The sequence below is a fragment of the Bacillus sp. 5w2 genome (assembly GCF_054353775.1).
The window spans coordinates 304,677-328,348 of record NZ_JBTIWT010000001.1 but is presented as its reverse complement, the minus strand read 5'-3'; the positions used below and the strand labels follow the sequence as shown (position 1 = coordinate 328,348).

Genomic DNA, 23,672 nt, shown 5'->3' with positions numbered 1-23,672 from the left:
CGCATCCGTTTATTTTTTCTCGTCTTTAAAAACAAAATGCTCTTTAAATTTTCTAGACTCAACTTTTTGACCGTTTCTCATGGAGCGGAAAGGGTGTTCTTGCCAAGTAATGATTACATCAACCTCATTTGCTTTTGTAGAAACAGGGAAATTAGCATGTTTAAATCCGGTTTTCCCGCTTGCGAGACGACTTTCTTTTCGTGAAAAGAGTTCGTGTTTTGTTTTCGTATTTGGTTCATTACGAAAGACTTCGACTTGTACGTTATATACTTCACTGTTTCCAACATTTTTTACTGAAAATTGATAGGTTTGAAATTCATCTTTTTTAGCTTGAAGCATATTTTTGCTTATTTTTTTGGGTTCATCAATATTCACTTGCCATTGATCAGAGTTTTGGGAGATTGGTAAAGATTTTGGTGAATAGGCGTACGTTTCATTTACTACAATTAGGCATAACAAAAGAAGAAAGAAACTAATCGCTTTTTTCATATAAACACCTCGCTGTAAAATTTTTATTAATATGCGTAATTAAAATAGATAATATGTAATTAAATGGAAATAAGGTGATACTTTGATTCAAATGAATTTGAAAAAACTTGAAGAAGTAGTAAATGGAGAAGGACTAAAAGAATCGTTTTATCATATAGAAATACATGGTGTCTGTATAGATTCCAAAAACATTAAAGAAGGAAATTTATTCGTTCCAATCATTAGGGTGAAAGATGGGCATGAGTATGTGAAAGAGGCAATGGATAATGGAGCTATCGCTTCCTTATGGAAAAAGTCTTACGGTACTCCGCCAAAAGGGATTCCAATTATATTTGTAGATGACACTTTGTTTGCTTTGCAACAATTGGCACAATTTTATCGAAGAGAGATAAATGTAAAAGTAATCGGTATTACAGGTAGTAATGGAAAGACAACAGTGAAAGATATAATAGGAGGCGTTTTAAGTTCAACTTATAGAGTGCATAAAACGAAGGGTAATTTAAACAGTCAAATTGGTTTACCACTAACGATTTTAGAAGTGAAACAAGATACAGAGTTTTTAATACTTGAAATGGGAATGAGTGAAAAAGGACAAATTCGAAATCTATCACGAATAGCACAGCCAGATGTAGCAATCATTACAATGATTGGACAGTCTCATTTAGAAACGCTTGGATCTGGAGAAGAGATTGCGAAGGCTAAATTGGAAATTGTAGAAGGATTAAAAGACGATGGACTGTTTTTATATAATGGTGATGAGCCATTGCTTTCCCGAAATAATAATATGCTAGATATAAAATGTAAATCGTTTGGTGAAAAAGACACAAACGATTTGTATCCCAATAATGTACAATTAGATGAATATGGTGTTCACTTTAAATTAAATGGTTCAACAAAAGTGCAGTATGATGTTCCTTTACATGGAAAGCATAATATTTTAAATGCGATCATTGGAATAGCTGTAGGACGATTTTATAATGTCTCTACGGAAAAAATACAAGAATCGATGCAGCAAATAAATATTACTAATATGCGTTTTCAGTTTCTAACTGCTAAAACAGGTTTCACCATTATTAACGATGCATGGAATGCTAGTCCTTCTTCCATGAAGGCTGCAATTGAGACGTTAGTGAAATTAAATGCCTATGAGAAAAAAATTATAGTGATTGGGGATATGTTGGAGTTAGGGAAGAAAGCTGAAACATATCATAGAGAAATTGGTAAAATGTTAAATGAAGAGAGCATTCAATATGTATTTACGTATGGGGAGTTAGCTGAAACTGTAGTGGAAGAAGCAAGAAAGAACTATCATACAGGAAAAGTACAGTCATTTGATAATAAAGCCAAAATAGCAGAGGAAGTCTTAAAAGTTATAACAAAAAAGGATGTCGTATTATTAAAAGGCTCACGTGGAATGGCTTTAGAGGAGATTGTACAAAACTGGATGTGAAAAATTTAAATATATTTAAAAATTACTTGCATTTTATAAAGTGAAGAGATAGAATACTCTGTAAATATAAAAAGTGATGATCAGGAAAAGTACATGATGCAAAGGTCTACAGAGAGCAATCGGTTGCTGGGAAGATTGCGATACCGCATAATGGAAAGACACCTGTGAGTGTTGCTTTGAACGTGATAATTAGTAAAAGCAAACGGTACCTACCGTTATCAGGGCTAAGATGGTCATTATGACAATTTGGGTGGTACCGCGGAAAAATCCGTCCCTATTTATAGGGGCGGATTTTTGTATTCTTTGAAAGGAGGTGAGTGACCGTGGATGATGACGATGACAACAATAACGTAAATAAATATAAAATTACTGGAGGGAAATGTAATGAATTCAATAATGAAGCGTTCACTCACAAAAGAATGTACGGAGCAAAGCGGAAAGGTTGTATTACTTCAAGGGTGGGTAAAAAAGATTCGTCATCTAGGTAATGTTAGTTTTTTATTATTACGGGATAGAACAGGAGTAATTCAATGTGTATTAGAAAACGAGTTAGCTGGATATAAAGTAGATGTCGAAAGTGTCGTGCAAGTAGTTGGTGAAATTGTGGAGACTTCGAAAACAGAATTAGGGGTTGAAGTGCTTGCTCAAGAAGTGAAAATATTAAATGGCGCAGAACAACTTCCATTTGAAATAAATAAAAAGAAGTTACAAGTTGGCTTAGATCAACTACTGAATGAGCGGGTATTATCATTAAGGCATGAGAGAACCGCGGCGATATTTAAAGTGAAATCTACGCTCGTTCAGAGTTTTAGTGAATTTCTTATAGGAAACGATTTCACACGTATATTTACTCCGAAAATTGTTTCGCAAGGGGCAGAAGGAGGAGCGAATGTTTTTAAGCTTCCATACTTCCAAAAAGAAGCTTATTTAGCGCAATCACCACAGTTTTATAAACAAATGATGGTAGCTGGAGGGTTAGAACGTGTTTTTGAAGTTGCACCTGTTTACAGAGCGGAACATCATAATTCTTCTCGTCATTTAAATGAATATATATCATTAGATGTAGAGCTTGGGTTTATTCGTGATTTTCATGAAGTGATGCAATTAGAAACGGATGTTTTACGATATATGTTTCAACAAGTAGCAAAAAACTGTGAAAAAGAACTACAACTATTACAAATAGAAGTACCTGACATTACTGAAATACCGAAAATCACATTGTTAGAGGCGCAAGAAATTTTGAAAAGTAAGTACCGGAAAGAGTCTCCAATTGGGGATTTAGATACAGAAGGTGAAAAGTTACTAGGGAAATATGTGAAGGAAACATATAATAGTGAATTTGTTTTCATTACACATTATCCGAAAGAAGCGAGACCGATGTATACGATGCCGAATAACGAGAATTCAGCAATTACTGATTCGTTCGACTTACTATATAAAGGATTAGAAATAACATCAGGGGCACAGCGAATTCATCATTATGATATGTTACTTGCCTCTTTTAAAGAAAAAGGATTACATCCACATACATTTCAATCTTATTTAAATACATTCCGATATGGTTGTCCTCCGCATGGCGGTTTTGGAATTGGATTAGAGAGAGTTGTATACAAACTATTAGAATTAACAAATGTACGAGAGGCGAGTGCTTTTCCAAGGGACTGTACAAGACTTATCCCTTAATAATAGGGGGAGGAAATGTATCCGTTGTACTATTTCATATTACAACGGATTTTTATTTCTTCGTTAATATAATTCCGCACTTTCTCATCAAATTTTAATATATCCCTTGACAGTTACAAATATAACAGATATACTTCATATTAATTTCAAAAGAAAATATATTCTAAATATTAAAATGTGTTGAATAGGAGTAGTAAGGTCGTATATTTGTACAGAGAGCTATGGGTTGGTGTGACATAGTCAAATGACATCCTGAACTCGCCTAGGAGCAGTAAGGTGGAACGGAATCACATTCTTAGTAAATCTTAACGGTTAACCTTCGATATTAGGTTTGTAATCAAACGATTACTACTAAGGTGGATTCATAATGGAATCAATAAGGGTGGTACCGCGTTAAGTAAATGGCTTAGCGTCTCTTTATATAAAGAGATGCTGAGCCATTTTTTATTTTATAGAAAAAGAAATGGAGGGTTTATTTGGATTGGTTTATAAAATTTAATTATTTATATAAAATGATTTAATTAGGAGGAAAATAAGATGAAACAGACGGAGCAATGGACTTCGAAATTAGGTTTTATAATGGCTGCAGCAGGATCAGCAATTGGACTAGGTGCAATATGGAAGTTTCCTTATATCGCCGGGAAGAGCGGGGGAGGAGCATTCTTTTTAATCTTTATATTATTTACTGTATTAATTGGACTACCACTACTTATAGCTGAATTTATGATTGGACGCAGTACACAGAAACAAGCAGTTGGAGCATTTAAAAGTATCGCACCAAATTCAGGATGGCATTGGATTGGACGTCTTGGGGTTGGGACTTGTTTTATATTACTTTCATTTTATAGTGTTGTAGGTGGATGGGTACTAATTTATTTATTCAGAGGAGTAACTGGACAACTTATAACTCCGGGACAAAATTACGGTTCGTTATTTACTGAAACAATTGGAAATCCCGCTTGGGCGATTATGGGGCATTTTGCTTTTATGTTCATTACGATTTGGGTTGTATCAAAGGGTGTACAAAATGGAATTGAAAAAGCAAGTAAATATATGCTACCAGCATTGTTCGTTTTATTTGTCGCTCTTATTATTCGCTCGTTAACACTTGATAATGCAATGCAAGGTGTGAAGTTTTTCTTACAACCAGATTTCTCAAAGATTACTTCAGAAAGTATTTTGTTCGCAATGGGCCAATCATTCTTTGCGATTAGCATAGGAATTTCGATTATGGTTACGTATAGTTCGTATTTAAATAAAAAAGAAAGTTTACCAAAATCAGCAATAACAATTGTTGGATTGAATTTATTTGTTTCACTATTTGCAGGTCTTGCTATTTTTCCGGCCGTATTTTCATTAGGAATGGAGCCAACAGAAGGGCCTGGATTACTATTTATCGTATTACCATCAGTATTTAGTCAAATTCCATTCGGTGGGTTTTTCTTAACAGTATTTCTCGCACTATTTACATTTGCGACATTAACATCAGCATTTTCTCTATTAGAGACAGTTGTTTCAGCATTAGCAAATGGTGAACAAGAAAGAAGAACGAAATTATCATGGATGATCGGTTTCAGCATTTTCTTAGTGGGTATACCATCCGCACTATCATTTGGAGTATGGAGTGATATTACGATTTTTGGAAAAAATATTTTTGATGCAGTAGACTTTTTATCTAGTAATATATTAATGCCACTCGGAGCGCTATTTATTAGTATTTTCGTTTCATTCAAAATGGAAAAAAAGGTGCAAGAAGCAGAGTTTTTTGTAGGTGGAAATTATGGAAAGAAAGTATTTACTTGTTGGGCGTTTTTACTTCGATTTGTAGCGCCACTTGCAATAATCATCGTCTTTTTAAATGTAATAGGAATTATTTAATGTCAAATGTTATAATATTCAGTAAAAAAATGAGGTGATGATTATAAAGGCGAATTTGATAGAAGCAGGGAAATACATGAATATTAGAGGGAAAAAGCTATACGTTGAAACGCATGGAAATCCTAAAGATAAACCAGTCTTATTCTTGCATGGTGGACCGGGAGAAAGTTGCTATGATTTTTCATTTCATCAAGCGGAACGTTTAAAAGATTCTTTATATGTAATTATGATTGATCAAAGAGGTGTTTGTCGCTCAGAAGAAATTACTGAGGACGAAGCTTTTGGATTAAATGATTTGATTGAAGACTGTGAGGAACTAAAAAAAGTATTACACATTGAGAAGTGGTCTGTAATTGGACATTCTTTCGGTGGATATGTAGCATTGTTATATGCGTCGATATATCCAAGTTCAATACAGAGAATAATATTTGAAGGGCCAACTTTTGATTTTGCATTAACAAGTAAAGCTTTGTTACAAAAGACAGGGCATTTATTAAAAAAATATGGAAAAGAAGAAGTAGCAGAAGAGTCCCTTGCTTATTCTTCTAGCAATGCTAGTTCAGAAGAGTTGCTAGAAGCTTATATAAGACTAAGTGATAAATTAGAAGAAAAAAGAATGGAGATTTACAATTATAAGGAAGATGTGACAGACGATCGTTTATATAGTGATGAAGAGTGGGAAGTATTTTCAAATCGCTCTCAAATTCATTTTGATAGATTAAAATTAGAAGGAGCATTTCATACTTCATTTTTACCAAAAATAAAAGATGTACAAAATCCAATGTTATTAATTGTAGGAAAACATGATGCAGTAACGTGTGAAAAACAAATTGAAACATTTAATAAAGATGCTCAAAATGGGAAGTGTATCACATTCGAAGAGAGTGGCCATACACCACATTATGAGGAAGCTGATCGATTTGCTGAAACAGTCATTCATTTTTTGAACTAAAAAAGAAGGAGCGCTTCGTATAATGCGAAGCGCTCTATTTTAAATTTCTGGATGAGTGATTGTAATATTAGGCCATTTATCTTGCCAATTTTTTTTATTAACTCTATTTTTGTACATATGTATTCGTTCTTTCGATTCAAGAAAATGAGCTGTCGGTTTCACTTGTAATGAGAGCACATCTTCAATCCCGCATGGGGCCGTTAATATGACGTTGTTTAGTTCGTCAAGCGTAACTCCTAAAGCAGTTGCTGTTTCAGGAAATTTAGAAATAGCATCAACAGAAGAAGAATACGGTGGCATATTATTTACTACATGCATACGAGCTTGATTTTTTACCGACCAAGGGATAGTAGCATCAATATTTATTAATTTCGTTTCTAATGATTGTTCGTATATCTCGTCTTTATGTAGACTATCATAATAAATCACATCAACATCAGGCATAGCCGTTCTAGCTTCGTAATTATGTAAAGTATCCCAAATTTTAGAACGAACAAATCCGGCACAAATCCACCAATCAGGTAGTTCTAGTGATTTGGCCATTTGTAATACATTCATCATCCATTCGTCGTTTTCTATTAAGCGAACGATATCTTGCTCTGTTTGTATCTTCATTGATAAATCCACCTTTCTAGTAAATTAATGCATCAGTTCAATAATCCATAAAATCCAGTAAGCACCTGGTACGAACAACAGTTGTGCGAGTAAAGTACCGAGAAGTCTAGATATCATTAGCCAGCCATACATTTTACTCATAGATTCAGCGCCATTTTCTGATTGTAAAGCGCGTTCTGTCAAAAGTGCTATACGTGGATCGAGTAACACTGTTAATAAAATTGTAGCAAAACCATTCACAAGGCCAGAAGCTGTACTTGCATTTGTTGCGTAATCTGGATTTAGAAAAGAGGCATAAAGGGCAGAAAGAACCCCTGCTGTATAAATTGCAGTAGCAAACATGTTAATAAGCATAATACGCTTTGGGATACCACCAATGCGTAGTCTATGAATCATTTCTAACTTTGGAAACCGTACATATCTTTTTGTGTACTTTAATTTTTGAATGTTATTCGTTTTCATCATTCGAATGAAAGAACCGTCTGTTTCAAAGTTTTGAATGACGTATCCAAATAGTTTGGTCAAAGTTGGATATAGTAAAATCGCAAGTAATGTACCGATAGAAGCAGATAATAGTACAAGTCGTATAATATGCTCTAAATTAATAGAAGAATCTAATTTTGCTTCATCGACAATTCCACCGATTAAAAAGGCTTGTAGTAAGTTTGATGTTCTTGAAATAAGTAATACCATCCCTACAACAGATAAAGCAACGGCAATCTTTTTCAAACGAACTCCTGCTAATCGAATACTATAAGAACTTGTTTCGACTGCGTGAATTATAATTGTAAAGGCCATTATAAGAATTAACGTAATTGACATTTGTTTCACCAGTTTCTATTAAAATAATTATAACTTTTTTACTTTACCATATGTATCTTTTTTTGTAACTGAAAGTATGTGACATAGGAAAAGTAATTTTTCAGAAAAAAAGATAATTATATGGCTATGGTAGTGAAACGGAATTGACTGAAGTTGGTGCGACTCATATAGTAAAGGATGTAAAAGAACTACATCATTTTTGTTTAGAAAATAGTTTGATAAAGCAGTAAACATAGAGACTAAAAATCCCTTTATAACGTATGACGATGAAATCGTTTCTGTTTAAAGGGATTTTTCTTATGTAATCGAATATGTATAATTAGACATTTTTAGCATGAAAAATTTGTATGAATAAGAGGAGGGATGTCAGAATCAAAAGATTAGTAGTAGAAGTTTATCTATAAAAATTTGAATTTTCTGTTTAAAGGAGGGGGTATAATTGGAGCTAGTTATTATATTATTAGCACTTAGTTTACTTATGTTTGTAGCATATAGAGGGTTTTCTGTTATTTTATTTGCACCGATTTTTGCATTATTTGCAGTATTTTTGACAGAGCCTAGTTTTGTGTTACCTTTCTTTTCGAATATTTTTATGGAGAAAATGGTAGGTTTTATTAAACTATATTTTCCTGTGTTTTTACTTGGAGCAATATTTGGGAAAGTAGTAGAAATGTCAGGGATTGCAGACTCTATTGCAAAGACAATTATAGAGTTAGTTGGTGAAAAACGTACGATATTAGCGATTGTGTTAATGGGAGCTATTTTAACGTATAGTGGTGTTAGTGTGTATGTAGTAGTATTTGCTGTATATCCGTTCGCAGCTAAGTTGTTTCGACAAGCGAATATTCCAAAGCGTTTAATCCCTGGAACAATCGTTCTTGGAGCAGTAACGTTTACAATGGATGCGCTACCTGGATCACCACAAATTCAAAACGTAATACCTACAACATTTTTCAAAACGGACATTTATGCTGCACCAATACTTGGTATTGTAGGAGCAATTTTTGTACTTACGTTAGGGTTACTATATTTAGAGAGTAGACGTAAGAAGGCAAAAGAAGCAGGTGAAGGATATTTTGGTTTTAACGATGGGAATACTGAAATGGCAGCTTCTTTACAAGTAGAACAAAAAGATATGCCGTTACTTAAAAGTATTGAAATTACAAGAGCACAGCAAGTGATTGCTTTTATACCACTTATTTTAGTTGGTGTAATGAATAAAGTTTTTACTATTATGATACCGAAGTGGTATCCGAACGGTTTTGATTTTTCGGCCATTGGTATGAAGGCTTTTGGAAAAGTAGAATTAAGTGCAGTAGTTGGTATTTGGTCAGTAGAATTGGCACTTATTATAGGTATAGTAACAACGTTATTATTATATTGGAAACGAGTAGTAACAGGATTTCAAGCTGGGTTGAATACAAGTATTGGTGGAGCGCTACTTGCAACGATGAATACAGGAGCTGAGTTTGGATTCGGTGGTGTCATCGCAGCACTTCCAGGATTTGCGATTATGAGAGATGGCATCTCTGCCACATTCACAAATCCTCTAGTGAATGGAGCAGTCACGACGAATATTTTAGCCGGTATTACAGGCTCTGCATCAGGAGGAATGGGAATCGTTTTAAGTGCAATGGGAGATAAGTTTATTGCAGCAGCCAATCAATTTGATATTCCATTAGAAGTTATGCACCGTATCGTATCAATGGCATCAGGAGGAATGGATACATTACCACATAACGGGGCTATTATTACTATTCTTACAGTAACAGGATTAACACATAAACAGTCATATAAAGATATATTTGCTATTACAATTTTGAAAACGGTTGCTGTATTTTTAGTTATCGCATTCTATACAGTAACAGGAATTTATTAAAAATAGGAACTATATGAATCGTAAAGATTTATATAGTTGATATTTTATAAACTAAAACGTTAAGTAGGGTAAGAAGGGGTGGAGTACTTGCAAGAAGTTGCTGAGTTTCGTATGCCGAAGTCTGTATTATATGGAAGAAATTCGCTTGAAAAGCTGGGGGAACAATCCAAGAAGTGTGGAAAAAGAGCGTTCATAGTTACTGATACAATTATGGAGGATTTAGGATATGTTGAGAGGTGTATACAACAACTAAATGAGAAAGGTATTACTGTTATTACATATAATAAAGTAAATGCTGAGCCTACAAATATACACGTGTTAGAAGCGTTATCTCTTTGTAAAGAAGAAAAGTGTGATTTTATTATCGGTATTGGTGGTGGAAGTTGTATTGACGCTGCGAAAGCAGTTGCGGTGTTATATACAAATGGTGGAGAAGTGGAAGATTATGTCCAAAAGGATATGGAAATAGACAATGATCCGCTACCACTTATTGCAATTCCGACAACTTCTGGAACTGGATCAGAAGTTACAAGTGTAGCAGTAATTACGAATAAGCGAACAGATGTAAAAATGATGATGAAGCATCCAAGTTTTACCCCGCAACTAGCAATTATTGACCCAATTTTAACACGTTCGGTACCACCACATATTACAGCAGCAACAGGGATAGATGCATTATGTCATGCAGTTGAAGCATATATTTCTAAAGCTTCACAATCACTTACAGATGTACTTGCTCTTTCAGCAATTGAAAGTATTATGAAATATTTACGTATTGCATATGAAGATGGAGATAATATGGAGGCAAGAGAAGCGATGATGATTGCTTCCTTACAAGCTGGAATCGCGTTTTCAAATGCATCTGTTACGTTAGTTCATGGAATGTCAAGGCCAGTAGGAGCGTTATTTCATGTACCACATGGTATATCGAATGCAATACTATTACCTACAGTTTTAGAATATACAAAAGGTAGTGCAGTAAAAAGACTAGCAGACATAGGACGTTGTTTGAATGAAGATTTGTATTCCTATTGTGATGAAGAAGTAGCCGACTACACACTGGGAGAAATAAAAAAACTTTGTTTTGATCTTCGGATTCCAAATTTAAAAGAATATGGAATTGGTGAGGTTGAATTTGAAAAAGCTATTTCTAAAATGGCATCAGATGCAATTGAAAGTGGAAGTCCAGCAAATAATCCACGTGTGCCATCATATGATGAAATTAAACAGTTGTATCGAGAATGTTTTCATTATCAATATGAAGATTTTACAAAAACATTCAAAAAATAATTTCAGAATATTCTTATAAAATTTCCTTGGAAATAGTTAAAGCAGGACTTTACATTTATAAACGTAAAGTCTTGCTTTATTATGTATAATGTACATAATAAAATGTTGTGATTGGCTTGAAAAAATAGTATAAGGTTGGTGTTATTTAATGAAAACAATAGGTTTAATTGGTGGTATGAGTTGGGAATCAACTTCTGAATATTATCGAATCATAAATGAAGAAATAAAAGAGAGATTAGGAGGATTACATTCAGCAAAATGTATGATTCATAGTGTGGACTTTGAAGAGATTGAACGATTCCAGTCTAATGGGGATTGGAATGGAGCAGGAGAAGTATTAGGGAATGCGGCATATTCGTTACAGAGGGGCGGAGCAGATTTTATAATTATTTGCACAAATACAATGCATAAAGTAGTTGAGAAAATAAAGGAGAATATTCATATTCCAGTCTTACATATTGCTGATGCAACTGCGAAAGAGATTAAAAGGAAAGATATTCAAACGGTTGGTTTACTTGGAACAAAATATACAATGGAGCAAGATTTCTATAAGTTACGCATAGAGGAAAATCATATAGAAGTAATGGTTCCATCAAAAAAGGATAGGGATAAGATAAACGAAGTAATATATACAGAATTGTGTTTAGGAAAGATAACACCTCAATCTAGAGAATATTATAAAAGAGTTATAGAAGAGCTAGTACAAGAAGGGGCACAAGGAATTATATTAGGTTGTACAGAAATAGGATTATTAATAAAGCAGGAAGACGTATCAGTTCCGATATTCGACACAACTCATATACATGCAGTTGAAGCAGTTCATTTTGCTTTACAAAATAGATTATAATTATATTATGTAACCTAGTTCGCGTGTGTGGAAAACATTCAGAAAATATTTTATAATGTAAGTGGTTACATTTAAGGGGGAATGCGTATGTTTTCAGTTCAACCAATCGCATTTGTACATAATGAAAGAAAGGAAATAAAAGATGATGAGTGGGGAGATGTAAGATCCTATATTACTTTAACGGAAATGTATACAGAGGAAAGTATACAAGGGATTGAAGAATTTTCTCATATTGAAGTAGTTTTTTATTTTCACAAAGTAATTGATGAACAAATTCAATATGTTGCTAGACATCCTAGAAATAATCATGATTATCCTAAAGTAGGGATTTTTGCACAGCGTGGGAAAAACCGTCCGAATCGCATAGGAGCAACAATTGTAAAGGTAATCAAAAGAGAAGGAAAATCAATTATTGTTGAAGGGTTAGATGCTATTGATGGCACCCCTATATTGGATATAAAGCCGATAATGAAAGAATTTATGCCGAAAGAAGAAATTCTACAGCCTAAATGGGCAACGGATATAATGAGACAGTATTGGAAGGGGAATGGAGTAAAATGAGAATATATGAGGCAACAATTGCAGATTTAGATGGACTAGCATCAGTTTTTAATAACTATCGTATGTTTTATAGACAAGATTCTGATATAGAAGGAGCAAAAGTATTTTTGCGAAATCGAATGGAGAGAAAAGAATCCGTTATTTTCGTGGCAGTTGAAGACGGGGAATATATTGGATTCACACAATTATATCCATCATTTTCTTCTATTTCGATGAAAGAATTATGGATATTAAATGATCTGTTTGTACAAGCCACTAAGCGCGGAGCAGGAACAGGTAAAAAATTATTAGAAGCTGCTAAAGAATTTGCATTAGAAAATGGTGCAAAAGGTGTAAAATTACAAACGGAGATTGATAATTTATCAGCACAGCGATTATACGCTGAAAATGGTTATTTGAGAGATAATCGTTATTTCCATTATGAATTAACGTTTTAAAAAAATATAAGATTAAAAAAGACGTTTTCATTGTGAAAACGTCTTTTTTAATTTGTATTATAGTTGATTTAAAACCCAATTTGTAGCATCTTCAAAGTTTTCTGCAATGTAGTTTGGTTCAATATGTGCCCATTTGTCTCGGTACGTATGTAAAGCATCATATCCAGCGCCTGTTCGTACTAAAATCGTTGTTGCATTCACTTTTGCTCCTGCAACGATATCGGTCCAGCGATCACCAATTACAGCGCACTTTGTTAAATCAATCCCGTGTTTTTCAGCTGCTTGGAGCAGCATACCTGTACTTGGTTTACGGCATTCACAACCATCACCGTGTTTGTGAGGACATACGTAAATATCATCAAAGCCGAAACCTTTTAATTCTTGTGCAAAATCAGCTACAGTTGCTATCCCATCCGCGATACCTGGCTGATTTGTGAAAGAGAAAATTTTTATATTTCGAGATTTTAGTTTTTGCAGGGCTGCTTTTGTAAAAGGAAATAATGTAAAAGATCCGGGGTAATGTATTGTAGTGTCACCGCCAATTGTACCGTCACGATCAATAAAAATTGCTTCGATGTTTGTCATAGTTATAGTCCTTTCCATTAAAAAGTAGTTTAAAAATGTTTTACAAATCGATATCCATTTACTTCATATCCTAATTTTTTGTAAAAAGGATGTGCTTCTAATCTTTTTGTTCCACTGACTAGCCATGTGCCAATGCAATCATGTGTCTTTGCTAATTGCTCCGCATAATCCATTAACACTTGTCCAATGCCTTTCCTCCGTATTGTAGAATCAACACTAATAATTGAAATTTCTCCATAACGAGTTACATCTTCTAAATTTTCACGTATACGAAACCCAAGTAATCCAAATATAGTCTTTTCTTCCTCATAAACATATAAGAAATCAAACGGACTCATTTGTACGAATTGCAATCGGTTGTTCATATCTTCATAGGAAATAGAGGAACCCTTTAATTCTGATGTTAAAGAACAAAGTGCATCTATATCGCCTATCGTAGCTTCACGAATTTGAACAGACATATTATTCACTCCAATAAAATATAATCAAACATTAAATATTCTGTTAAAAAGTATTTATTCCTGCAACGAAAATAAATATTTTATAATGATATATAGATAGTTATATGTTATTCTTTTCCTTGATTGTATTGGAAATGGAAAGAAGGGGAATGTATGTTAGAAGTGAATATCCGCTCTGCCGGATATGATATAGGGGAAAAGACAATTCATGATATTGCCTTTTCAATTGAAAAAGGTGAATTAGTTGCACTTATTGGTGCGAATGGAGCTGGGAAGAGTACGACGATTAAAACGATGCTCGGTTTACTTGTAAATATAAATGGTGAAATATCATTCGGTGAAAAGAAAAATCCTTATGCATACGTGCCGGAACATCCGACATATTATGATTATTTGACGCTCTGGGAACATATTGAATTATTAATGGCTACTCGCGACAACGAAGTAGGAAGCTGGGAAAGGAAAGCGGAAGAGTTATTACATATATTTCGAATGGATAAACATAAACATGAGTATTTATCAAAGTTTTCAAAAGGTATGAAACAAAAATCGATGCTCATTTTGGCATTTTTAACTGAACCGGATTTTTATATCATTGATGAACCTTTTATCGGTTTAGATCCAGTAGCTACGAAAGAGTTTTTAAGTTATTTATATAAAGAAAAAGAACGCGGGGCAGGGATCTTACTTTGTACGCACGTATTAGATACAGCTGAAAGAATTTGTGAGAGATTTTTACTCATTTCACAAGGTACATTAGTCGCAGATGGACATTTAGAAGCAATCCAAACGTTAGCGGAAATGCCAGGGAGTTCATTATTAGACTGCTTTGATGTAATTGTAAGGCGTGAACAACATGATTAAACAACAATTTTATAAAAGATTGCGCCATGAACTGGGGCGTAAATGGAAGTCCATACGTTCTATAACGGATTGGACAGTTGCGCTATATATTATTATTCCGGCACTTATATTTATGGGGATTTATTATCGTTCACTATGGATGGAGGAACTATCGATAGGAGAGACAGTTTATTTCGGGTTAGGCCTACTCGCATTTTATGTGATTACATATGCAAGAGGAGTTCGCTCATTTTTTGAACAAGCGGATAGTTTATTTTTAATTTCGTATCCCGCTAACATGCAAAAGTTAATCCAGTATGGTATGACATATACGTTTATTCGAATAGCGATAACGAATGTAGTGGTAGTAGTTGCTATGTTACCAGTGTTGCTGAAAAGTATTGGAGTAACGATGGTACAAGTCGTATTATTTTGGCTATTCTTTACTGTATTTCGATTTATGTTGTCGTTATTAACGAGATTTATTCATGTACGTGTGGGGAAACGATGGCTACTATGGATTATAAAAAATGTAATGTTTTCTATAAGTCTATCCTTTTTTGGAGTGAGTCTATTTTTTATTTATAAAAATCCATTTTATTCTATACTATGTATCGGTCTAGCAGTTTTTCTAATTATCGTATTGATAAATGAAAAATTAAATTATAAAAATTGCTTTTTTAAAGAAGTTGAGAAAGAGAAAGAAGAAAGTATGCGCTGGACGAGTGGAATTATGCAAGTTGGTGGTCATGCGGCTAAACCGAGTAGTTCGAATAAAAAACCGTGGATGTTTCCGCGGTCTAAAAAGTTTTTAGGGAAGAAAAAGGATTCTCGTATTGTCGAATCCTTTTTAAAAGAATTTTTCCGTACAAGTAGTGCACGAATATTTTATATTCAAATTGTATGTATAAGCACTGTAAGTATTATTATGAGTCCGAGGTGGATTGCAGCTATTATTCTAGTATTTGCTTTAGTTGCAATTTCTCGTTATGCGCGCGATTATTGGAATGAATTTACGAAAAAAATGTTTCTTCATTTATATTGTGATGAAGGGAAATTACTATTGTTAAGATGGAAAGCAGATCGCTATTTATTATTTCCGGTACTACTTTTATATGGAATAGTTATATTTTCTCATTTTTATTTATTACCAGCTGTAATTGCCGGGATTATTTTTATAGTATGGATTGGTTGGATTGTATTTTTACCATAGAAAAAGAGCCGAAAAACTGCTCTTTTTCTAATCTGTCACACATTGATAAATAAAATATACTAAAACGAGTATGCTTGCGGCGGAATACATGAAATCTAAAGTCATCTGGTTGCCTCCTCATTGTGGTTGTATTTATATTGTATGAAATCTTACAATTTCATATTCAAGTGAAAAATATGTGAACGTTAACAAAATTGTAAAGTGCAAAAATTACAATCATTTTGTATAATAGAAGAAACAACCGTTATATAAAATATAATGAGTGAAAGGGGAGGGAACATAAATGCCAAATTGGTTTAGAAAAACCTTAGTCGCATTAATTACCGTATTTACATTTGGTTTAGTGACGCCTCCTTCCATATTGCTTGATAATGCCAAAGCTGCGGACAAGCCTACGAGCACAGCTGGGCAACAAAATTTGGAGAGTACGTCCTATACATATGAAGAAACGAATGACAGGTTAACCACCGATACTTTTATTACTTATGCAATGCAGGAAGCAGAGAAGCAGTCAATGCAAAAGTTTGGTACTAAAATTGGTCCAGTAATTGAAGATGAGTTTAAAGATGTAATATTACCGAAAATCGAAGAGGCAATTGCTGAACTGGCAAATGATGTACCAGAGGAGTCGTTACAATCATTAGCGATTTCTCAAAGACCGGCTGGTGGAAATAATGAAAAGATTTTTCACGTTTATGATACGAAATCAGGAAATGATTTACTTCGATTTCATGTAAGAAGAGATCATCCACCGCAAGATGGTTATTATTTTAATTTCCATTATCATCGTTTTGATGATGGATACAATGGGCATCATGAATTAGGAAATATTTATTGGAATACGAATGTGCCGCCGAAATGGCTTTCTTAAAAAGAACAAGAGAAAATCTTGTTCTTTTTTTATGTTGATAGAAGGGTAAGACGAATATGTTGTTGAATAAAATAGGTTTAGGAAAAAGAAGCAAAGGGAGTATGGGAATGCAAAAATATATTGTTTTTGACTTTGATGGCACATTAGTAGATTCACAAAATATATTTGTACCAATTTATAATCAACTTGCTGAAAAGCACGGATATAAAATGGTAAGGGATGAAGAAATTGAGTATTTACGTAAATTAACGATGCCAGAGAGATGTAAACAACTCGATGTACCACTGTATAAATTACCGATATTAGCGCTGGAGTTTTATAAATTGTATCAACCCGCCATAAAAGATCTTATATTGTTCCATGGGATGAAGGAAGTATTAGATGAACTGCATAAAAAAGGCTATGGAATTGCAGTTATTTCATCAAACTCGGAAGAGCATATTCGGGCATTTTTACACAATAATGATATAGAAAATATACAAGAAGTGTATTGTTCTAAAAATTTGTTCGGTAAAGATAAAATGATAAAAAGGTTTTTAAAATCGAAAAAAATAACAGAGAAAGATATGTTATATGTCGGTGATGAACAGCGAGACGTAGCAGCGTGTAAAAAGGCAGGGGTGAACGTAATTTGGGTATCTTGGGGATATGATGTCATTGAAACAGTGAAAAAAGATGCACCTGATTTTATGGTTCATACGCCGATGGAAATTGTGCAAGTAGTACAAGGGGCGTATTCTTAATATGAAGACACTTCGAGCAGGTATTCATCATATTGAATTTTGGGTAGCAAATTTAGAGGCATCCATTTCTTTTTACGATATGTTGTTTTCCATAATTGGATGGAGAAAGTTGAATGAAGTATCATATAGTACAGGAGAAAGCGAAATATATTTTAAAGAAGTAGACGAGGAAATCGTAAGGACGTTAGGGCCTAGACATATTTGTTACCAAGCTATTAAAAGAGAAGTGGTGGATGAGGTAGCGGAGTTTCTTTCTAGTGCGAAAGTGAAAGTAATACGTGGTCCGATTGAAATGAATCATTATTCAGATGAGTACTATACGATTGATTTTTATGATCCGAATGGGTTTATTATAGAAGTAGCGTATACACCAAATGTAGAAATGTAAGGGGAATATACATGGAGACAATTACAGCAGGGCAAAACAATATACAAATAGTAAAAGATGCAGTGAATATTGAAGAAATTTCCAAAGGGTTCTCACCTGATAAGAAGTATGTAATTACGAATGCGAATAATGAAAAATATTTATTGCGGACAGGCGATATAAAAGAGTATGAAAGAAAGAAAATAGAGTTTCAAATTTTAAATGAAATGCAAAAACGTAGTGTGCAAGCACAAAAACCAATTGAAATGGGTTTGTTGGTAGAAGAAGGTTTATGCTATGGCATTTTTTCATATTTAGAAGGGGAAGATGCGAAGAAGCTATTGCCTACGTATTCACCAAAAGAACAATATGAAATTGGTATAGAGGCAGGAAAAGATTTAGCAAAAATGCATACATATGAAGCTCCTAATGTTATACTTCCATGGTATGAAAGAGCCATGAAAAAACATCAAAAATATGTAGAGGCATACAAAACATGCGGAATAAAAATAAAAATAAAAAATGATGATAAAATCATTAAGTTTATAGATGAAAATGAAATATATTTACAAAACCGCCCAAATCGATTTCAACACGATGATTTTCATTTAGAAAATATAATTGTACGGGATGGAAAATATGTAGGAGTGGTTGATTTTAATGGCTACGATTGGGGCGATCCACTTCATGATTTCGTAAAAATTGCGCTATTTGCAAGGGACATTAGTATTCCGTATTCAATCGGACAAATAGAAGGATACTTTAATGGGAGAATACCAGAGGAGTTTTGGAAACTATATGCAGTATACGTTGGAATGACAGTTTTCTCTTCAGTTGTTTGGTCTTTACGAGCAGCACCGCATATGTTAGATGATACGTTAGAGCGTCTTACTATAGTTTTAGAGGATCATAAAGATTTTGAGCTATTAAAGCCAATTTGGTTTCAACCAGAAAAGATTAATATGAAATAGAAAAGGTAGGTGTGGTTCGCACCTACCTTTATTTTTTACCATTCTTCTTTTTGAAGCAGTTGTAATGCTAAATTTAAATCTACATCTTCTTGTATATGTCTCGGAGTCCACGGGATATGTATATGCGGTTGTATACCAATTCCGGACATTCCTTCGCCTTTATCTATAATAGAAAGCCCTGTAGTAGGATCGTCCCATCCTTTCTTATCTATACAACCTGAATAATCGTGATGAGTAATTGAAACAACTTCTTTAAAAATTTCTGCGTACAAGGCTTTTCCTCCTAATAATTTAATTAGTTGAATAATAGAATTCTGTATCTTTTACGTATTATCCTTTATTTGGATGTGAATTTTAATGAAAAATAGAGGGAAGTGTTATCATCCCTCTATTAAAAATTTATTTCATTTTTTTAAATGCAAGTGGCTGAGTACTTAGCGTAGCTGGCACATGTAACTGAAGGAATGGAAATTCACCACTCACACTCATTTCATAAGCGAATAATAAACTCATTTTCATTTGAAATAAGTCAACTTTTGCAGAGAAGACATCGTAATGATGATGCGCTAATGGAATGTCCATCTCCATAAATTGTACAAATAATAAATCATCTCGCTTGTATACTTGTAATGTTCCGTATGCAGGATGTTCGAAAGTACCAGTATAATCCTCTAATTGGTGAGAAGGTGTGGTCCCCTTAATTTTTTCAGGAATGGATTGAGTTGCTTCTTTCATCATTTCTTTCATTTTTTCGGTATCTTCTACAGCACGTTTATGCCAATCAATAGATTCTAATTCAAGTAGTTCATCATAAATTTGATTAGCGAGATAAGTAGGCAGTAATGTGCCTCCAGCATTCGTTAAAATGACAAGGCCTATGTTTTCTGTTGGTATGAATGAAACAAGCGCTGAAAATCCATCAATATTACCGCCATGATGAATCACCTTATTACCACGATAAGCGCTAATAAACCAACCAAGACCGTAACTATTTAATGGAGATTCAGGAAGTGATAAAACTGGTTGATCTGGAATTGAATTGTGCGGTGTATACATTTGTTGTAATAATTCAGGAGAAATTAATTCATGATCTCCAAACTTTCCTTTGTTTAAGTGAAGAAGGACCCAATTGGCCATATCTTCAATTGTAGAATTAATACAACCAGCAGCGCCGACTGTATCGATGTTACGGAATGGAACTTCTTTTATTTCACCGTCATTTTCGATGTAAGGTAAAGCATAATCATCTGTATTTTGTGAATCTGTAACAGAGAAGTTTGTATGTCTCATATTTAAAGGTTCTAAAATATGTTCTGTAGCGTATTGCTCCCATGTTTGATTTGTAATGTTTTCTACAATATAGCTAATTGTTGCATACATTAAGTTGTTATATAGAAATGCTGTGCGGAACGGTGCATCAAGTGATAAATGTTTTATTTTTTCTACTATATCTTTTCGGGTTAAAGAAGAGCTGTACCAAAGAGCATCATGGCGACTGACCCCAGTACGGTGAGAAGCTAAATCTCGTCCTGTAGTTTGTGAAGAAGCAAGTAGTTCAGATAAAGCGAAGTTAGGTATATAAGACTGGACTGGAGTATCCCAATTAAACTTTTTTTGCTGTGCTAACAAACTTAATGAAAGTGTGCCAAAAGCTTTCGTTGAGGAACCGATTGCAAACCGAGTACTCGGTGTAACAGCCTCTTTCGTCTCTAGATTGCGATAGCCAAATCCTTCTGAAATAATAACTTCGCCGTCTTTTATAACAGCCACAGCAGCACCGGGAACATTTAAATCTTTCATCATTTTTTCAACCGTTGTTTGTAAAGAAGCCATAACAGGAGTTTCAATTTTAGACATACTTCTAACCTCCAAATATAATTTTTGTTCTACCGCACTATACTTTCGGTAATAGAAAATGAAACCCTTTTTAATTATGGAAAGTTAATAATTTTGTAAGGATGAATGAAATTATTATTTATTTAGAATTTTATTTTCATTATAATTAATTTAAATTAAGATTTAGAAAAGATGGTGAAGCAGTGTGCTAACAATAAAGAAATTGCTTTGTGATAATAAAAATAATCCGATAGGTATAGATTCGAAAGTTGTTAAAATTAGTTGGCAACTCGAGTCGGGTAACCGAAATGTAAAACAACTTGCGTATCAATTGCAGGTTGCGAAGGATAGAGAGTTTAAAACTATAGTATTTGATTCGCAGAAAGTAGAAACAGATCAAAGTTTATATATACCAATCAATTCGTTTTCATATAGTAAGGAAACACGCTATTTTTACCGAGTGAAGGCATGGGATAATCATGAAGAAGAGTCGCCATGGTCAGAAGTAGCATTTTGGGAGACTGGATTACAAGGGAAAGACAATTGGTGTGGAAACTGGATTGCTGCGAAAAAAGAGCGAACGCAGGTTATGTCTTTTCATAAAAGCTTTTCTATTAAAAAATTAGTTAAAAAAGCACGTTTATATATCACAAGTTTAGGATTATACGAGGCTTCTATAAATGGAGAGCGTATTGGAGATTGTTATTTTACCCCGGGATGGACAAGTTATGATAAGAGGGTATTGTATCAAACGTATGATATAACGCATGTATTAAAGATTGGGCAAAATGATATTTCTGCAATGGTAGGAAATGGCTGGTATAAAGGGCCGATTACAATGCATCATGTACGTAATTATTACGGGAGAAGGCGAGCAATAATTGCTCAATTACATGTAACGTATGAAGATGGAACGAAAGAAAAAATTGTAACAGATGAAACATGGAAGGTAACCCCAAGCCCCATATTGTATTCGGAAATTTATGGAGGAGAAGTTTATGACGCTAGGCTAGAAAAAAGTGGTCAAGAGCTAGAAGATGTTGAAGTAATTGAGCACTCTAAACAAATAATTGTTGCGCAAGAAAACGAATCGATTCGTAAAATGAAAATTATAAAACCTATCTCTATTTCAAACCTACCTAATCACGAATGGCTCATTGATATGGGACAAAATATGGTAGGCTGGGTGCGTTTTACAGTCCGTCATGTTTATATTGGACAAAAAATAGAATTACATCATGCTGAAATATTAAATAAAGACGGTAGTTTTTATAATGGAAATCTCCGAAAGGCAAAACAAAAAATAGTGTATATAGCAAAAGGAGAAGAGGAGGAAACGTTTGAACCTCATTTTACCTATCAAGGTTTTAGATATGTGAAAATAAGTGGATTAACTCAGTCACCTCAAATAGCAGATTTTGAAGGGATTGTATTACATACGGATATGGAAAAAGTAACTGAATTTGAAACGTCCAATCCATTAATCAATCAACTTCACCATAATGTAGAATGGTCTCAAAGAGGGAACTTCTTTGATGTGCCAACAGATTGTCCGCAGCGAGATGATAGACTTGGTTGGACCGGAGATGCACAAATGTTTATTGGGACCGCTACACAAATTATGAATGTCCAATTGTTCTTTAAAAAATGGCTTCAAGATTTATCGCTAGACCAAAATAAAAACGGAGCTGTGCCTTTAGTTATACCAGATGCGTTTGGGAAAAGAGTGGATTTTGATCTGGATACTTCTGGAGGCTGGGGTGATGCAACAATTATTTGTCCATGGGTTCACTATCTGCATTATGGAGATGTATCGATTTTAAAAGAACAATATGAAAGCATGAAAAAATATATAGATTACATACGTTCACAAGGTGAGAATGAGTATATATGGGATACAGGTTACCATTTAGGAGATTGGCTTGCATTAGATACGAAACCAGATGTATTTGAAGGCGGAACAGACAAATATTTTATTGCGACGGCTTTTTATGCGTATTCTACATCGCTTTTACGAAGAATTGCTGAGATTTTAGGTGAAAATACAGATGCTAAGTTTTATGCAGAGTTACATGGAAATATTGTTCAAGCGTTTCAAAATGAATTCGTTACACCGAATGGAAGGTTAATTTCAAATACCCAAACAGCCCATATTTTAGTACTGCTTTTTGAACTAGTGAAAGATAATGTGAAGGAGAAAGTATTTAATCGGTTAATTGAGCTTTTAAAAGAAAGTAAAAATCATTTAACTACTGGTTTTATAGGAACACCGTATTTAAATTTAATATTAAGCAAGTTTAACCGCCATGACCTTGCTTGTAAGCTTCTATTTCATGAAGATTATCCATCATGGTTATACCAAGTGAAAAAAGGGGCCACAACGATTTGGGAACACTGGGATGGCGTGAAAGAGGATGGAACACTTTGGAATGATAGTATGAATTCTTACAATCATTACGCATATGGCTCTATCGTTGACTGGATATATCGTTATATTGTTGGATTAGAAGTGGATGAAACAAAGCCTGCATATAAACATTCTTATGTACAACCGCATTTTGATTCGAATTTAGAATGGATTAGAGTAAAACGTGAGACAGCTTATGGAGAAATTAAGATTGAGTGGTGTGTAGAAAATGAACAAGCCTTTCTACAGATTTCTGTACCACCAAATACAAGCGCTACATTGCGGATAGACGAAACGAATTGGAAAGCAGAACATAACATTGAAAAGGATTTAGGATCAGGCGATTATAAATTTACCTTTTGTAAAAATATAAAGGGGTAGAATTCTGTTAATATAGAAATATTTTTTATTGATTAGGATGATTAAATTTACTATTTTTCATGTTATGATAAATTTCATACACGATTGAAAG

Annotated in this window: 23 protein-coding genes, 1 pseudogene and 2 other annotated features; of the genes and pseudogenes, 17 read left to right on the top strand and 7 right to left on the bottom strand. The window is 33.9% G+C overall.

The annotated features are described in order from the left end of the window. Positions 1-9 precede the first annotated feature (9 nt). Positions 10-489, bottom strand: coding sequence for a hypothetical protein (locus tag ACXY7N_RS01620; RefSeq protein WP_016134360.1), 480 nt, complete (start codon positions 487-489; stop codon positions 10-12). Positions 490-571: 82 nt separating this feature from the next. Between ACXY7N_RS01620 and ACXY7N_RS01615 the strand changes: the two genes are divergently transcribed. The 4 genes from ACXY7N_RS01615 (at position 572) to ACXY7N_RS01600 (ending at position 6,452) form a co-directional block, all read left to right on the top strand. After that, positions 572-1,939 (top strand): UDP-N-acetylmuramoyl-tripeptide--D-alanyl-D-alanine ligase, encoded by a 1,368-nt coding sequence (locus ACXY7N_RS01615; protein ID WP_016134361.1) that lies wholly within the window; start codon positions 572-574, stop codon positions 1,937-1,939. Positions 1,940-2,006: 67 nt separating this feature from the next. Further along, positions 2,007-2,218, top strand: a binding site (T-box leader). A 105-nt stretch (positions 2,219-2,323) separates the two neighbouring features. Then, complete coding sequence (gene aspS, locus ACXY7N_RS01610) at positions 2,324-3,622, top strand: aspartate--tRNA(Asn) ligase (protein ID WP_016134362.1); 1,299 nt, start codon at positions 2,324-2,326, stop codon at positions 3,620-3,622. Positions 3,623-3,793: 171 nt separating this feature from the next. After that, positions 3,794-4,042: a binding site (T-box leader), on the top strand. Positions 4,043-4,159: 117 nt separating this feature from the next. Next, on the top strand, positions 4,160-5,500 hold the full coding sequence (locus ACXY7N_RS01605) for a sodium-dependent transporter (RefSeq protein WP_016134363.1): 1,341 nt from the start codon (positions 4,160-4,162) through the stop codon (positions 5,498-5,500). Positions 5,501-5,537: 37 nt separating this feature from the next. Further along, positions 5,538-6,452, top strand: coding sequence for an alpha/beta fold hydrolase (locus ACXY7N_RS01600; protein WP_080118001.1), 915 nt, complete (start codon positions 5,538-5,540; stop codon positions 6,450-6,452). Positions 6,453-6,491: 39 nt separating this feature from the next. Here ACXY7N_RS01600 and ACXY7N_RS01595 read toward each other — a convergent pair whose 3' ends face one another. Beyond that, a complete protein-coding gene (locus ACXY7N_RS01595) occupies positions 6,492-7,067 on the bottom strand; it encodes a nucleotidyltransferase family protein (protein WP_016088083.1) in 576 nt (191 codons plus the stop codon). A 24-nt stretch (positions 7,068-7,091) separates the two neighbouring features. After that, positions 7,092-7,889: a lipid II flippase Amj family protein gene (locus ACXY7N_RS01590; protein ID WP_016088082.1), complete on the bottom strand. Its 798-nt coding sequence runs from the start codon at positions 7,887-7,889 to the stop codon at positions 7,092-7,094. A 116-nt stretch (positions 7,890-8,005) separates the two neighbouring features. Between ACXY7N_RS01590 and ACXY7N_RS01585 the strand changes: the two are divergent. The 6 genes and pseudogenes from ACXY7N_RS01585 to ACXY7N_RS01560 form a co-directional block, all read left to right on the top strand. Next, positions 8,006-8,119 (top strand): annotated as a pseudogene (locus ACXY7N_RS01585) (HAD family hydrolase); the annotation flags it as partial. A 209-nt stretch (positions 8,120-8,328) separates the two neighbouring features. Beyond that, entirely contained in the window at positions 8,329-9,768 is a 1,440-nt protein-coding gene (locus ACXY7N_RS01580; protein WP_016088081.1) for a GntP family permease, read from the top strand. Between the two features lie 87 nt (positions 9,769-9,855). After that, the gene (eutG, locus tag ACXY7N_RS01575) at positions 9,856-11,058 is read left to right on the top strand and encodes an alcohol dehydrogenase EutG (RefSeq protein WP_033659680.1); all 1,203 of its coding nucleotides are present in this window, start codon (positions 9,856-9,858) and stop codon (positions 11,056-11,058) included. A 148-nt stretch (positions 11,059-11,206) separates the two neighbouring features. Beyond that, complete coding sequence (locus ACXY7N_RS01570; protein ID WP_016088079.1) at positions 11,207-11,905, top strand: aspartate/glutamate racemase family protein; 699 nt, start codon at positions 11,207-11,209, stop codon at positions 11,903-11,905. Between the two features lie 87 nt (positions 11,906-11,992). Continuing rightward, positions 11,993-12,466 (top strand): SAM-dependent methyltransferase, encoded by a 474-nt coding sequence (locus tag ACXY7N_RS01565; protein ID WP_016088078.1) that lies wholly within the window; start codon positions 11,993-11,995, stop codon positions 12,464-12,466. Beyond that, positions 12,463-12,903, top strand: a complete 441-nt coding sequence (locus ACXY7N_RS01560; protein ID WP_033659681.1) for a GNAT family N-acetyltransferase — start codon at positions 12,463-12,465, stop codon at positions 12,901-12,903. Before ACXY7N_RS01565 ends, ACXY7N_RS01560 begins: the two co-directional genes overlap by 4 nt. 57 nt (positions 12,904-12,960) lie before the next feature. Here the strand turns inward: ACXY7N_RS01560 and ACXY7N_RS01555 are convergent, their stop codons facing one another. Together ACXY7N_RS01555 and ACXY7N_RS01550 are read right to left on the bottom strand one after the other, a co-directional pair. Next, positions 12,961-13,488, bottom strand: coding sequence for an HAD-IIIA family hydrolase (locus ACXY7N_RS01555; protein ID WP_016088076.1), 528 nt, complete (start codon positions 13,486-13,488; stop codon positions 12,961-12,963). Between the two features lie 29 nt (positions 13,489-13,517). Further along, positions 13,518-13,949 carry a GNAT family N-acetyltransferase gene (locus tag ACXY7N_RS01550; RefSeq protein ID WP_016088075.1) on the bottom strand — a complete coding sequence of 144 codons (432 nt, stop codon included), beginning with the start codon at positions 13,947-13,949 and terminating at the stop codon, positions 13,518-13,520. A 153-nt stretch (positions 13,950-14,102) separates the two neighbouring features. Between ACXY7N_RS01550 and ACXY7N_RS01545 the strand changes: the two genes are divergently transcribed. The 6 genes from ACXY7N_RS01545 (at position 14,103) to ACXY7N_RS01520 (ending at position 18,957) form a co-directional block, all read left to right on the top strand. Next, positions 14,103-14,813 carry an ABC transporter ATP-binding protein gene (locus ACXY7N_RS01545; RefSeq protein ID WP_016088074.1) on the top strand — a complete coding sequence of 237 codons (711 nt, stop codon included), beginning with the start codon at positions 14,103-14,105 and terminating at the stop codon, positions 14,811-14,813. Next, entirely contained in the window at positions 14,806-16,005 is a 1,200-nt protein-coding gene (locus ACXY7N_RS01540) for an ABC transporter permease (RefSeq protein WP_016088073.1), read from the top strand. Before ACXY7N_RS01545 ends, ACXY7N_RS01540 begins: the two co-directional genes overlap by 8 nt. Positions 16,006-16,288: 283 nt before the next feature. After that, positions 16,289-16,876 (top strand): YpjP family protein, encoded by a 588-nt coding sequence (locus tag ACXY7N_RS01535; protein ID WP_016088072.1) that lies wholly within the window; start codon positions 16,289-16,291, stop codon positions 16,874-16,876. Between the two features lie 107 nt (positions 16,877-16,983). Then, on the top strand, positions 16,984-17,619 hold the full coding sequence (locus ACXY7N_RS01530) for an HAD family hydrolase (protein WP_033659829.1): 636 nt from the start codon (positions 16,984-16,986) through the stop codon (positions 17,617-17,619). Between the two features lies 1 nt (position 17,620). Then, complete coding sequence (locus tag ACXY7N_RS01525; RefSeq protein ID WP_016088070.1) at positions 17,621-18,007, top strand: VOC family protein; 387 nt, start codon at positions 17,621-17,623, stop codon at positions 18,005-18,007. Between the two features lie 11 nt (positions 18,008-18,018). Continuing rightward, entirely contained in the window at positions 18,019-18,957 is a 939-nt protein-coding gene (locus ACXY7N_RS01520; RefSeq protein WP_016088069.1) for an aminoglycoside phosphotransferase family protein, read from the top strand. Between the two features lie 35 nt (positions 18,958-18,992). On the opposite strand, the gene ACXY7N_RS01515 is transcribed toward ACXY7N_RS01520, so the two are convergent. Next, positions 18,993-19,229 carry a hypothetical protein gene (locus ACXY7N_RS01515; protein WP_016088068.1) on the bottom strand — a complete coding sequence of 79 codons (237 nt, stop codon included), beginning with the start codon at positions 19,227-19,229 and terminating at the stop codon, positions 18,993-18,995. A gap of 127 nt (positions 19,230-19,356) precedes the next feature. Beyond that, a complete protein-coding gene (locus ACXY7N_RS01510; RefSeq protein ID WP_016088067.1) occupies positions 19,357-20,814 on the bottom strand; it encodes a serine hydrolase in 1,458 nt (485 codons plus the stop codon). A gap of 184 nt (positions 20,815-20,998) precedes the next feature. On the opposite strand from ACXY7N_RS01510, the gene ACXY7N_RS01505 reads away from it, so the two are divergent. Then, positions 20,999-23,581 (top strand): alpha-L-rhamnosidase, encoded by a 2,583-nt coding sequence (locus ACXY7N_RS01505; RefSeq protein WP_016088066.1) that lies wholly within the window; start codon positions 20,999-21,001, stop codon positions 23,579-23,581. The last annotated feature ends 91 nt before the right edge of the window (positions 23,582-23,672 follow it).